This window comes from Sorangiineae bacterium MSr11367, assembly GCA_037157805.1.
Classification (GTDB): Bacteria; Myxococcota_A; Polyangia; order Polyangiales; family Polyangiaceae; genus Pendulispora; species Pendulispora rubella.
This window is the reverse complement of sequence record CP089983.1, coordinates 8,172,534-8,186,834: the sequence shown is the minus strand read 5'-3', so window position 1 is coordinate 8,186,834 and position 14,301 is coordinate 8,172,534. Positions and strand designations below refer to the sequence as shown.

Below are 14,301 nucleotides of genomic sequence, written 5' to 3'. Positions count from 1 at the left end.
GATGATCCGGCTGCTCGCCAGGGTGCATCGATGGCTCGGCGTTCCCATGGCGCTTTTGGTCTTCGTATGGTTCGTCTCGGGAATCGTCATGGCCCTGGGCGGAGGCTTCCCGGAGGTGACCGAGCGTGATCGCCTCGAGCGCGGCGGACCGCTGCCGTCGCTTCCCGAGGCCACCGCCGCGGAGGCGTTTCCTGCGGGCGTCGAAGCCACGGGCTCCGTTCGCATCGTGCCGCGCTTGGGAAAACCCATTTGGGAAATCGAATCCGCCCGCGGGATCGTGCAGTACGATGTCGCCTCCGGGGTGCGCCTGCTGCCAGGAACGCTCTCCGACACCGAGGCCCGCGCCCTGGCACGCCAGTGGCTCGGCACCGAGCCCGAAACGGCGGTCACCGTGCATGCGCCCGACACGTGGACCCCGCGTGCCGAAGCCCAGGGCTGGCTTCCCATGCTTCGTGCCACGGCCCACGATGGCGCGGAGGTCTACGTCTCGCTCGCGAAAGGTCGGATCGTTCAGCACAGCACGTCGCGTGCCCGCGTCATGGCCTGGTTCGGGGCCATTCCGCATTGGATTTACTTCGTGCAGGTGCGGCGTCACGCGGTATTCTGGAAATGGCTCGTCATCGCATTATCGACTTTGGGGGCGTGCGCGGCCTTCTCCGGAATCGCCGTGGGGATCGCACGCGCGTTTCGCCATTGGGCGCGCCATGGCCAATTCGGGCCTTTTCGCAAAACCGCATTTGCATGGCATCACGGTGCGGGCCTCACCGTGGGCGCCCTGGTTTTCACCTGGCTCGTCAGCGGCGCGTTGTCGCTCGATCCTTTTGCACTCGACGCCCATGGCACCGTGCGCGCGGAAGAGCGCGAGCGCGCACGCGGTGGCCGTTTCGAGCCCCGCGCGTTCACCCGCTCCGTGCGACAAGCCGCGGACGCCTGCGCTCCGCACCTCGTCGTTCGTAGCCTCGAGCTCGTGCAAATCGTCGGCGAGCCCTTTTACGTGTGCCGTGAGAGCCCGGTCCGAGCCATGGTCCTCTCGGCGTCGCACGAAGACGCACCGCTGGCGCGCCTCCCCGCCCCATGGCTCGATCGCGAGGTCTCGGCGCTCACGGGGGGTGAGCCCTCACGCGTGACGGAACTGGAAGCGCCGGACGCCTATTACTATCCGACGCATTTTTATCCGGATATGACATTTCCGGTGCTCAAAATCGAATCGGGCGCGGTCGTCCATTACGTCGACGAAACCACCGGCCGCATTCTGCGCCGGCACGATGGGACGAGCCGCACCTACCGGTGGCTCTATCACGGCTTTCACAGCTTCGACCTTCCGTCTCTGCTCGCGCACCCGCGCATTTGGTACGCGCTCATCCTCGTCCTGTCCCTCGTTGGCGCACTCGTCGCCGCGACGGCCACGTGGCTCGCCATGGCGCGGGTCCGCCGTTTTACCTCGCGACGGTAAGATCGTGGATGCGTTCGGGCGCCAACGAACGTAGCCACTGGTCGACGACGCCCGCCGTTTCCGGCTGTTGGATCATCGTAAAGTGGTTTCCCGGTACATCCACGGCATCGTGCGGATGTTCCCAATTCGAGCGCCAATCCGCCGCGTTCTTGCCGTCCTCCATCGTTTCGAAGGGGTCGGATGCACGGACGAGAAGGACCGGCGAGGCGAGTCGCCTCGGCCTCCAATCGGACAGCATTTCATGATACCAGCACATGGCGGTGATCTCCGTATCGGAAGCGCCATAGGTCGACATATGGTCGAGCCATCCTGCATTGAGGTGGAAATGCAGACGTTCGTTGCCGATGCTCTCTCGACCGTAGGCATCGAGAAGTACGACGCCGGCCGGTTTGCGGCCGAGTCGCTCCAGATAAGCCGCTACCATATGAGCGACATATCCGCCGGCGGAGACTCCTGCCAAGGCAAACGGAGTATTCCCCGCGCGCTTCAATACCGCTTTGGCATGTGCGGCGACGAAATCATCGAGGCTTGCGGGGAGTGCCTGTCCCGGTCGATATCCGGTATGGGGGAGCACGCAGACGTCGCGCCGGTTTTTGAAGTTCGAGGCAAATTTCAGAAACTGCAGAGGACCCGACGGTATCCCGAATGCGGGAAAGCAAAACAATCGGGGCTCGGTTTTTCCTTGTGCGAGTAGAACGGGGGGCTCGTTTGCGGTGGCCGACGAGCCTTCCACGAGCAAACGAAGTTGCGCGGCGGCGGAGATGACGTTCCAGCCTTTGTCGATGTTGCCGGCGGCAAAGGCTTGCTGGAGCATGCGCTCGAGAGGACCATGCTCCTTTGGCCCGCCAAGCGTCGACGCGAGGGATTCGCGCAAGAAGAGCGCAAGCGCGTGAGGGGTAGGATGGTCGAAAAAGAGGGTGGGTTGGAGGCGGAGCCCGCAGGCGGCGGCAAGTCGATTTCGGAGCTCGAGCGCCATGAGGGAGTCGAGTCCGAGCTCCTGGAGCGGTTGGTGGCGTTCGATCGCCTGGGGGGAGGCGAGGGCGAGAACGGAGGCGATTTCGGAGCGGACCAGGTCGAGCAGCGCGCTCTCGCGCTCTTGCAGGGACAAGGAGAGGAGGCGCTGCTGGAGCGAGGACGCCGTGGGGGCGGTGGCGGCGCGTGGTCGTGAGGCTTTGGGCCGGGTGAGGCCTTGGAGCATGGGCGGCAGTGCATCGACCCGGGCGGCGAGGGCGGCCCCGTCGAAGCGGGCCGGAACGAGCACGGGGTCGGCTCGCCGAAGCGCGGCGTCGAAGAGGGCGAGGGCTTCGTCGGTGGCGAGTGAGCGCATGCCCGCGCGGGCCATCCGGCGAAGATCGGCGTCGGCGAGGTGCGCGGTCATGGCGGAGGTGTCGGTCCAGGCTCCCCAGTCGAGGGCGAGGGCGGGCAGGCCGAGTGCTCGGCGATGGTGGGCGAGGGCATCGAGAAAGACGTTGGCGGCAGCGTAATTCGCTTGGCCTGGTCCACCGAGGACCCCGGAGAGCGAGGAGAAAAGGACGAAGGCGGCGAGGTCTTTGGTGAGCTCGTGGAGGTTCCAGGCGGCATCGACCTTGGCGCGCAAGACGGAGTGGAGACGCTCGTGGGTGAGCGAGCCGAGGATGCCATCGTCGAGGGTGCCGGCGGCATGCACGACGGCGGTGAGGGGATGCTCGACGGGGACGCACGCCAACAGCGCTTCGAGCGCACGACGGTCGGCGGCATCGCAAGCGGAAATCGTCACACGGGCGCCCGCGGCTTCGAGGTCGCGTTGCAGCGACTCGGCGCCGTCGGCCGTGGGGCCCTGACGGGACGCGAGGAGAAGATGCTTGATGCCATGGGTATGCACCAGATGCCGTGCGACCCGGGCCCCGAGCACGCCGGTCCCACCCGTGATGAGCACCGTACCTTCCAGGTCGAGCGATCGCACGGGCTGCGCGTCCTCCGCGCGAGCTCGGACGAGCCTTGGCGCGAGCGGCGTTCCATTGCGGAGTGCGAGCTGGTTGCAGGACGAAGCGAGGGCCGAGGGGAGTGCGAGGCGTGAAGGTTCGGAGTCGTCGAGGTCGAGGAGGAAAATGGGCCGGTCGGGGTTTTCGGATTGAGCGGAACGGGCGAGGCCCCAGAGCGGTGAGAGAGGAAGATGCGGGACGTCTTCGTCGGCGCGCGTGGCGATGGCGCGGTGGGTGAGCAGGACGAGTCGCGAGGACGCGAATCGGTCGTCGGCAAGCCAGGTTTGGAGGAGGGAAAGCGCGCGGGCGGTGGCATCGTGCGCGGCGGCGATGACGTGTGCGGTGTCGGGGGGCGCGGAGAAGTCCAGGATGACGAGCTCGGGGACCGGAGCGCCGTGTTGAACCGCCGCATGGAAGGCGTGGAAGTCGTCCGTGCCGACGAGCGCCCAATGGGCTGCGGAGGTGGCCTCGGGCGAGGGCAACGGGGTCCAATCGACGCGCAAGAGCGCATCGTGGTGAACGGCGAGGCCGCGTTGGAGCTGCTCGGCGGTGATGGGGCGGGAGGCGAGGGTCTCCACCGAGGCGACGGGCTCGCCGGTCGCATCGGCGATGGCGAGTGAAACGGAGCTTTCCCCTTCGATGCGTGTGAGACGTACGCGCACGGTGGAGGCACCGACGGTCCGCAAGGAGATCCCCATCCAGGAGAAAGGCAGCGGGACGTCGCCGCCACCGTCGGGCGCATGCGCCAGAATGTGCAAGGCGGCGTCGAGCAGCGCCGGGTGGAGGCCGAAGCGTGAGGCATCCTTGGCGCACGACGAGGGCAAGTGCACTTCGGCGAAAAGCTCGTTGCCGCGCGTCCAGGCCGCGTGCAGGCCCTGAAAGTCGGGACCGTAGGCGAGTCCGGCGTCGGCAAGTCGCTCATAGAGCCCCTCGGTCTCGAGGGCGATGGCACCTTCGGGCGGCCACACGCGCAGGTCGAAGGGCGCGGACTCCACCCGCGGGCCAAGCAGGCCGGTGGCGTGGAGCGTCCAGGCCGCGTCGGGAGGAGCATCCTCGAGGCGGGAGTGCAGGGCGAGCGATCTGCGCCCGGTTTCGTCGGGTGCCCCGACGGAGAGCTGCAGCACGACGGCGCCTGTCTTCGGGAGCACGAGCGGGGCCTGCAAGGTGAGCTCCTCGACGCGGTCGAGGCCTACGCGATGGGCGGCGACGAGTGCAAGGTCGACATAGGCGGTGCCGGGAAGAATGACGGTACCGAAGACGGCATGACCTGCGAGCCAGGGATGGTGGGGGAGGGACAATCGGCCGGTGAAGAGAAAGCCGTCGGAGTCGGCCAAGGGGACGGCGGCGACGAGCAAGGGGTGTTCGGCGGAGGCTTGCCCCGCGGAGGCGACGTCGGCGCGCGGCGACGAGGGCGCCTCGAGCCAGAATCGATGGCGCTGGAAGGCGTAGGTGGGGAGACTGACGCATTGGGGACGGAATGGGGCGAAGAAGGCGCGCCAATCGAGGTGGAGCCCCCGGGTGTGGAGTGCGCCGAGGGAGGAGCAGAGAGCCTCGACGTCGTCGCGGTCCTTGCGGAGTGCGGGAAGGAAGGCGGAGCGAGCTTGGGCCTCGTCGGAGAGTGCATCGTGTCCGAGTGCGGAGAGGACCCCGTGAGGGCCGAGCTCGAGGAAGGTGGTGGCGCCCTCGGCTTCGAGGGTGCGGACGCCGTCGAGAAAGCGGACGGCGTGGCGGACGTGACGTACCCAATACTCGGGGGAGCGAAGCTCGGTGTCGGAGGCGAGCCTGCCCGAAAGATTGGAGACGATGGGAATGCGTGCAGGGTGGAACGTGACGCTCCGGGCAACGCGCTCGAAGGCTTCGAGCATGCCGTCCATGTGATGCGAGTGAAACGCGTGGCTAACGCGCAAGCGCGAGGACTTGCGCCCCAGCGCCACGAAGTGCGCGGCGAGCGCGAGGACGGCGTCTTCATCGCCACTGACGACCGTCGAGGCTGGCCCATTGAGCGCCGCGATGGCCGCTCCGGCCGAGAGCCGGGGGAGGAGTTCGTCCTCGGAGGCTTGGAGGGCGACCATGGCGCCAACTTGAGGGAGGTCTTGCATGAGGCGAGCGCGCGCGGAGACGAGGGCGCAGGCGTCGTCGAGGGAGAGGACGCCCGCGACATGTGCGGCGGAGAGCTCACCGATGGAGTGACCGAGCAAGAGATCGGGAACGAGTCCCCAGGACTCGAAGAGGCGAAAGAGTGCGACCTCGAGAGCGAAGAGGGAGGTCTGTGCGAAGAGGGTCAGATGGAGTCGCTCGTCGTGGGAGAAGACGACGTGGCGTACCTGAGGGTCGAAGCGGCTGCAGATGGCGTCGAAGGCGTCGCGGAAGACGGGGAAGGCGTGATGGAGGGCGCGGCCCATGCCAAGGCGCTGGCTGCCTTGGCCGGTGAAGAGGACGGCGAGCTTTCCGCTCCCCCACCCCAACCCTCCCCCGGGGGGGGAGGGAGCCGTAACGGCTTTCGCCAGCGCGTCGAGCAAGGCGTCGCGATCCGTTACGACGAAGGCAGCGCGATGCTCGAAGTGAGAGCGCGTGGTGGCGAGCGAAAAGGCCACATTGACGGCAGTGAGCTCCGGATTCCGCACGAGATGCTCGCGCAGCCGCTCGATCTGGGCACGCAATGCCACGTCGCTCTTCGCGGACAGCAGCACCGGGACAGGAACCGCCGTAACGGCACCGGCCGTAACGGCACCCGCCGTAACGGCACCGGCCACGACGGGAACCGCCGTAACGGCACCCTCCCCCTCCGGGGGAGGGCTGGGGAGGGGGGGAGCCTCTTCCAACACGACATGCGCATTGGTCCCGGAAATCCCAAACGAGGACACCGCCGCCCGCCGCAAATGCCCGTTGGCATCCCAAACCACCGGCTCGCTCAACAGCCGCACGGTCCCTGGCGACCAATCGATGTGCGGCGACGGCCGCTCGGCATGCAGCGTCTTTGGCAAGAGCCCATGCTGGAGCGCGAGGACCATCTTGATGATCCCCCCGACGCCGGCCGCCGCTTGGGCATGCCCAAGGTTGGACTTGAGGCTCCCGAGCCAGAGCGGGTTATCCTTGGAATGCGCCTCCCCGTAGGTGGCCAAAAGAGCCTGGACCTCGATGGGATCGCCGAGCGTGGTCCCGGTGCCATGCGCTTCGACGGCGTCGATGTCGAGCGGCGAGAGGCTCGCGTCGGCGAGAGCCTGCCGAATGACGCGCTCCTGTGCGGGCCCATTGGGCGCAGTAAGCCCCTGGCTTTTGCCATCTTGGTTGACGGCGGAGCCGCGCAGAAGCGCCAAGATGGGATGGCCATTCCTCTGGGCATCGGAGAGCCGCTCCAAGAGGAGCATGCCCGCGCCTTCGGCCCATCCCGCGCCGTTGGCCTCGGCGGAAAACGACTTGCAGCGGCCGTCGGGCGATCCCGCGTGTTGCGGACCCAACTCGGCAAAGATGCCCGGCGTGGCCATGACGGTGACGCCGCCCGCGAGCGCGAGGGAGCACTCGCCCCGGCGCAGCGCCTGCGCGGCCAGGTGCACCGCCACCAGCGACGAACTGCACGCCGTGTCGACGCTCATGGCGGGCCCTTGCAAGCCCAAGGTGTAGGCGATGCGCCCGGAGGCGACGCTCGCCGAGCTCCCGAGGCCCAGATAGCTTTTCAGCTCGCCGAGGGATGCTATCGATGGTTCGAGTCGGGTGGCGTAGTCGTTGTAGATGACCCCGACGAAGACACCCGTCTGGGAGCCAAGGAGGGACGTGGGGTCGATCCCCGCCCGCTCGAAGGTCTCCCAGGTGGTCTCGAGCAGGAGGCGTTGTTGCGGATCGACGGCAAGCGCCTCGCGCGGGCTGATGCCGAAGAACGCCGGGTCGAAGAGGTCGGCGTCGTAGAGAAAACCGCCTTCGCGCGCCTGCATCGTCCCGACGGCACCGGGATCGTCGGTGGCCCACCCTCGGTTCTCGGGAAAGCCCGAAATGGCATCCCGACCCTCGCGCACGAGTTGCCAGAGGTCCTCGGGCGTTCGCACACCGCCCGGATAACGGCAACCCATGGCCACGATCGCGATCGCGTCGTCACCGAGCGACGTCGTGCCGGGCAACGCCTCCACGCGCCGCGCACCGTCGTGTCCCAAGATCTGGGCGGCGAGAAACGAGGCGAGCGCCTTTGGCGTGGGGTAATTGAAGAGAAGCGTGGGCTGGAGCCGCAAGCCCGTGGCGGCGACGAGTCGATTGCGAAGCTCGACGGCCATGAGGGAGTCGAGCCCTAGCTCTTGAAGCGGGCGAAGTGGCTCGAGGGTACCGGGAGAGGCGACGCCGAGGACGACGGCAATTTCACCGCGGACCACGTCGAGCAAGGTGCGCTCTTGCTCGGCGGCGGAAAGGGCGAGGAGTCGCTGCTGGAGCGAGGAGGCATTGACGGTGTTGGAGGCCGTGGGACGCGCCGAGCGGACACGAACGAGACCCCGGAGCATGCCCGGCAGTGCATTGGCATTCGCGCGCAGCGCATTGGCATCGAAGGCCGCCGTGACGAGCGCGGGCTCGCAGCGTGCGAGCGCGGCGTCGAAGAGCGCGAGCCCATCTTCGGAGGAGAGCGGACGGAGACCCGCACGCGCCATGCGGCGAAGATCGGAATCGGAGACGTGGGAGGTGAGCGCGGACCTTTCGAGCCAATAGCCCCAATCGAGGGAGAGGGCGTGAAGGCCGAGCGCGCGGCGGTGGTGTGCGAGCGCGTCGAGGAAGGTGTTGGCGGCGCAGTAGTTGGCTTGGCCCGGGCTGCCCAGGACTCCGGAGAGGGAGGAGAAGAGGACGAAGGCGTCGAGGTCGAGGTGTCGCGTGAGGGAATGGAGATGGAGTGCGGAGTCGACCTTGGAGCGCAGGACGGAGTGAAGGCGCTCCGGGGAGAGATCGGCGAGGATGCCGTCATCGATGGATCCCGCGGCGTGAACGACGGCCGTGAGAGGATGGTCCGAGGGAACGGAATCCAAGAGGCTTCGGAGGGCCGATTCGTCGGCCGCATCGCAGGCGACGATGGAAACGCGGGCGCCCTCGGCTTGGAGATCGCGCAGGAGGGACGCCGCGCCTGGGGCGGCGGGGCCTTGGCGTGAGGTGAGGAGGAGGTGTTTGACGTGGTGCGTGCGAACGAGATGGCGCGCGAGCAGAGCGCCGAGGGTTCCCGTGCCGCCGGTGACGAGGACCGTGCCTTCGGGATTCAGAGGCCGCGGCAGTGTGAAGACGTGCTTGCCGACATGGCGCGCCTGCGCGAGCGCGCGGAACGCATCGGGTGCGCGACGAATGTCCCAGGCGGTGATGGGCACGGGCTGCAGGGTGCCGCGCTCGAAGAGGGCGAGGAGCTCGCGGAGCATCTCCTGGATGCGATCGGGACCGGCCTCGCCCAGGTCGAAGGCTTGGTAGACGACACTGGGGTGGAGGGTGGCGACGACCCCCGGGTCGCGGATGTCGGTCTTGCCCATCTCGACGAAGTGACCGCCCCGCGGCAAAAGACGAAGCGAGGCGTCGACGAACTCGCGCGCGAGGGAATCGAGGACCACGTCCATTCCGAGGCCGCCCGACGCGCGGAGGAAGTGGCCCTCGAAGTCGAGCGTGCGCGAGGAGGCGAGGTGCTCGTCGTCGAACCCGAGCGCGCGAAGCGTTTCCCATTTGCCCGGGCTCGCGGTCGCGAAGACCTCCGCGCCGAAGTGCCGCGCGAGTTGCACGGCGGCCATGCCGACGCCACCTGCGGCCGCGTGAACGAGCAGGCGCTGCCCCGGCCGCAGGCGACCGAGGTCCAGCAGGCCGTAGAATGCCGTGAGAAACACGATGGGGATGCTAGCGGCTTGGACGAAGGACAAGCCGTCGGGAATGGGCACGAGGTAGCGATGGTCCGTGACGGCGACGGGCGCGAACGCGGCCCGGAGCAGCCCCATGACGCGATCGCCCGGAGCGAAGGCCGAGACGCCGGGACCGACTTCGAGCACGACCCCCGCGCCCTCGCCGCCGAGAGGCCCCGCATCGCCGGGATACATCCCCAAGGAGTCGAGGACATCGCGAAAATTGAGCCCCGCCGCGCGCACGGCCACGCGGACCTGCCCGTGAACGAGCGGCGCGGACGCCTCGGGAAACGGGAGCAACGCAAGGCCATCGAAGGAGCCCTTGGTGGGGATCCCGAGGTGCCAGCTGGAGCCGTCGGGCACCGCGAGCGAATCAAGCGGACGAACGCGCGCGAGACGAGGCGTGAGGACGTGACCTTGGCGGAGAGCGACTTGCGGATGGTCGCCGGCGGCGCGGACGGCGGAGCGGAGCACTTGCTGCGAAGAAAGAGAATCGTCGGTATCGAGGAGCGTGATGGCGCGGTGGGGGTGTTCGGCCTGGGCCGAGCGGAGCAAGCCCCAAAGAGGCGCGTGGGCAAGGTTCGGGACGTCTTCGTCGCGGTGGGTGGCGACGGCGCGCTGCGTGAGGACGACGAGGCGCGAGTCGGCGAAGCGCTCCTGGGCGAGCCAATCCTGGACGAGCGCGAGCGCGGAGGCGGTGGCCTCGTGCGCAGCGGCGACGCTGACGGGGAGGGTCGGGCAGGGGACGAGAAGGACGTCGGGGCAAGGCGCGCCTTGCTCGAGGGCGACGAGGAGTGCGTCGAGGTTGGCATGGTCGCGTCCGAGGACCACCCAGCGCTCGTCCGATTCCGACGATTCAGCCGCGAGCTCGGTCCACTCGACGTGCAAAAGCGCATCGGGGAGCGAGGCGATCGCCCCGCGGAGCTGCTCGGACGAGACGGGCCTCGTGGAGAGCGCTTCGATGGAGGCGACCGGATCGCCATTGGCATCGGCGAGGGCGATGGCTAGCGCATCACCCGCGCGTGACACGCGCACGCGCAGCGTGGAGGCTCCTACGGCATGCAGGGTGACGCCCGCCCACGAGAAGGGCAACGCGACGTCCTGGCCGTCCGCATCGAGAAGGAGCGCATGCAGCGCCGCATCGAGGAGCGCCGGATGCAGCGCAAATCGGGAAGCCTCCTTGGCGAGGGACTCCGGGAGCTGGACCTCCGCGAAGACCTCGTGGTCGAGCGCCCAGGCGGAGCGCAGCCCTTGAAAACCGGGGCCGTAGCCGTACCCCATCTCGGTCAGACGCGCGTAGAGGCCCTCGGTGGAGAGCGCGACGGCATGGGGAGGCGGCCAATCGCGCAGGTGAAACGAGTCCTGCGCCGCGACCGGAGCGAGCAGCCCGGAGACATGACGAATCCAAGGAGCGTCGTGCGAAGCGTCCTGGGAGCGCGAATGAATGCTAACGGGGCGCCTTCCGCCATCGTCGGGAGAACCGACGAGAATCTGCAAGACAACGCCGTCCCGAAGCGCGAGAGGCGTCTCGATCGTGAGCTCGTCGACACGTTCCAGGCCGAGTCGATGCGCGGCGAGCAGCGCCAACTCGACGAAGGCCGCACCGGGAAAAATGACGGAGCCAAAGACGGCATGGTCGGCGAGCCAAGGATGCTCCGAGAGCGTGAGGCGGCTCGTGAAGAGGTGGCCCTCGGAATCGGCCAGCGCGACGCTCGCGCCGAGCAAGGGATGCTCGGCGGACGACAAGCCCGCGGAGACGACATCGGCCTGGGCGGACTTGGGAGCCTCGAGCCAGAAACGCTCCCTCTGGAACGCGTACGTGGGCAGCGGGACGGAGCGGCCTTTGGGGAGGATGGCGCTCCAGTCCAAGCGCAGTCCCCGGGTGTGCAGCTCGCCCAGCGAGAGAAACACGCGCGGAAGCCCGCCGTCGTCGCGGCGAAGCGAGCCCACGACGACCGCCTCCTGCGCGCGGGGCGAACTCGCGAAGGTCGCGTGCAGCGCGAGGTTGAGCACCGGGTGGGGGCTGATCTCGACGAAGAAGCGATACCCATCGTCGAGGAGCTTGCCGGTGGTCTGCGAGAAGAGGACCGTTTGGCGGAGGTTTCGGTACCAATAGCCGGCATCGAGCCCGCATCCGTCGAGGGTCGCCCCGGTGACGGTCGAATAGATCGGCCGCTGGGAAGCCCGTGGCGTCAAGGCGCCCAGTTGGCGGAGCAGCTCGTCCCGAACGGGTTCGACTTGCGCGCAGTGCGAGGCGTAATCGACACGCACCTTTCGCGCGAACACCTGCTTGGCCGAGAGCTGGCCGAGCAGCGCATCGATGGCCTCGGGATCTCCGGAGACCAACGTGGACTGCGGGCTATTGACGGCCGCGATGGACAGTCGCTCCGCCCAGGGATCGAGGTATTCACGCAGAGCCTCGACCCCGAGCTCGACGGAGGCCATGGCCCCCGTTCCCGTCACGGTCGTGAGGGCACGACTTCTCAAGGCGACGATCTTGGCCGCATCCTCGAGGGAGAGGGCGCCCGCGACGAAGGCAGCCGCGACCTCGCCTTGGCTATGCCCGATGACGGCATCGGGCTCGAGCCCCATCGAGCGCCAGAGCGCGGCCAACGAGACCATGACCGAGAAGAGCGCGGGCTGCACGACATCGACGCGGTCGAGCCAATCGATGCCCGCATCGCCTCGAAGCACGGAGAGGAGCGACCAATCGACGTGCGGAGCAAGCGCGCGCTCGCACGCTTCGAGCTGCTCGCGGAAGACGGGCGAGGTATCGAGCAGGGCGAGCGCCATGCCCCCCCACTGCGAACCTTGTCCAGGAAAGACGAAGACGACCTTCCCCTTGCCCGTGGCGCGTCCGAGTACGGCCCCTGCCGTGGCGCGCCCCTGGGCGAGCGACGCGAGTCCCGCGAGCAGCTCGGGGCGGTCATGCGCGACGAGTGCGGCCCGGTGCTCGAAGTGCGAGCGGTTGCGGGCGAGCGAATGCGCGAGATCGGGCACGGCGAGCGTTTCGTCGGACAGCACGTGCTGGTGGAGCTTTTCCGCCTGCCCACGGAGTGCCGCCTCGCTCTTGGCGGACAGCAGCACGGGCCACGCGGGCAGCTGCGGCGTCTCGATCTCCGGCACGCTTTCCGGCGGAGCCTCCTCGAGGATGACGTGAGCGTTGGTGCCGGAAATGCCAAACGACGAAACGCCGGCGCGCCGCAGATGCCCATTGAGTTTCCAGGGGACCGCCTCGTTCAACAGGCGGACCGTGCCGGGAGACCAGTCGATGTGGGGCGAGGGATGTTTGGCATGCAGGGTCCTGGGCAAGACACCGTGCTGCATGGCGAGGACCATCTTGATGACGCCACCGACGCCGGCCGCCGCTTGGGTATGTCCAAGGTTGGACTTGAGGCTCCCGAGCCAGAGAGGGTTCTCGAGCGAGTGGGCCGTCCCGTAGGTCGCGAAAAGGGCATGGGCCTCGATGGGATCGCCGAGCGTGGTCCCGGTGCCATGCGCCTCGACGGCATCGACGTCTTGGGGCGCAAGGCGCGCATTGGCGAGCGCCTGCCGAATGACGCGCTCCTGGGCGGGCCCGTTGGGGGCGGTGAGTCCCTGACTCTTGCCGTCCTGATTGATGGCGGAGCCACGAAGGAGCGCCAAGGTAGGGTGGCCATGGCGCTGGGCGTCGGAGAGCCGCTCCAAGAGGAGCATGCCCGCGCCTTCGGACCATCCGGCGCCGTTGGCGTCGGCGGAAAACGACTTGCATCGCCCATCGGGCGCGCCAGCACTGTCGGCGTTCATCTCGGCGAAGATGCCTGGGGTGCACATGATGGAGACACCGCCGGCCAGCGCGAGGGAGCACTCCCCTTGGCGCAAGGACTGCATCGCGAGGTGGATGGCGACGAGCGACGAACTGCAGGCGGTGTCCACGCTGATCGCGGGACCTTGCAAGCCCAGGGTGTACGCGATTCGTCCGGAGGCGACGCTGGTCGTGTTGCCGGTGCCGACGTAGCCCCTCAGCTCCTCGAGCTCCGCCACGTCCTCGAGGCCCGCTGCCTGGCGTTGCGTAATGTAGCCGCTATCGAAGACACCGACGAAGACGCCGCAGGGGGCGCCTTGAAGGGACGCGGGGTCGATGCCCGCGTTCTCCAGGGTCTCCCACGAGGTCTCGAGCAGGAGGCGCTGCTGGGGGTCGATGGCCAGCGTCTCGCGCGGGCTGATGCCGAAGAACGCGGGATCGAATTGGTCGGCATCCTCGAGAAAGCCCCCCTCGTGGCGCTCGTCGAGCTTCCAACCGCGGTCCTCGGGGAACGCCGAGATGGCATCGCCCCCGTCGCGCACGAGTGTCCAGAGTTCCTCGGGCGTGCGGACCCCACCCGGGTAGCGGCAACTCATGGCCACGATCGCAATGGGCTCGTGCCCTTTGTCCTCCAGTTCCTTGACGCGCTGCTGGCTCCGCTGAAGATTGACGGTCAGCTTCTTGAGGTACTGACGCACATTCGAGTCAATCGCAGTCATCAGGCAACCTCATTGGTGACGTCGTCGATCAGTTCGAGGAGCTCCTCGTCCGTGGCGGAATCGATTCGATCCTCCAAGTCCGGCCCCGCCTCCGAAACGGCCCGAGGACGTGTCCATCGCGAGAGCAGTGTCTGGAGACGGGCGATGACGCTTTCACGCGTCGCCTCGTTCTCGTACATCGTGGAAAGAGCCGCCTCGACACCGTCCAGCCCCGAGTCGACGACGAGCGGCGAGTCCGCGTCCTTCTGGAGCTTCTCGAGGAGCAGGTTCGCGAGAGCGTGGGGCGTGGGGTGGTCGAAGAGGACGGTGGCCTGAAGTCGGAGTCCGGTGGCGGTTGCCAGTCGCGTGCGGAGCTCGACGGCCATGAGGGAATCGAGGCCGAGCTCTTGGAGCGGTCGGTGAGGCTCGAGGGAGGTGGACGAAGAGAGGGCGAGGACCGTGGCAATGTGCGAGCCGACGAGATCGAGCAGCATGGGATGACGCTCGGCGGGCGGCAAGGCGTGCAGCCGCTGCGTGAGCGTGGAGGCCGCCGCACCGTTGGCGG

Annotated in this window: 3 protein-coding genes (1 of these 3 cut by a window edge); 1 reads left to right on the top strand and 2 read right to left on the bottom strand. The window is 68.0% G+C overall.

Annotated elements, in window-relative coordinates; translation table 11 throughout:
* The first annotated feature begins 1 nt into the window (after position 1).
* Complete coding sequence (locus LVJ94_31710; GenBank protein WXB01473.1) at positions 2 to 1,453, top strand: hypothetical protein; 1,452 nt, start codon at positions 2 to 4, stop codon at positions 1,451 to 1,453.
* Here the strand turns inward: LVJ94_31710 and LVJ94_31705 are convergent.
* Together LVJ94_31705 and LVJ94_31700 are read right to left on the bottom strand one after the other, a co-directional pair.
* Positions 1,437 to 13,757 carry an SDR family NAD(P)-dependent oxidoreductase gene (locus LVJ94_31705; protein WXB01472.1) on the bottom strand — a complete coding sequence of 4,107 codons (12,321 nt, stop codon included), beginning with the start codon at positions 13,755 to 13,757 and terminating at the stop codon, positions 1,437 to 1,439. The genes LVJ94_31710 and LVJ94_31705 overlap by 17 nt on opposite strands.
* Positions 13,757 to 14,301, bottom strand: the 3' portion of a protein-coding gene (locus LVJ94_31700) for an SDR family NAD(P)-dependent oxidoreductase (GenBank protein ID WXB01471.1). Its footprint extends 17,455 nt past the window's final position; only the last 545 of its 18,000 coding nucleotides appear in the window; the start codon falls outside the window, past its right edge; the stop codon is at positions 13,757 to 13,759. The genes LVJ94_31705 and LVJ94_31700 overlap by 1 nt, the downstream gene beginning before the upstream one ends.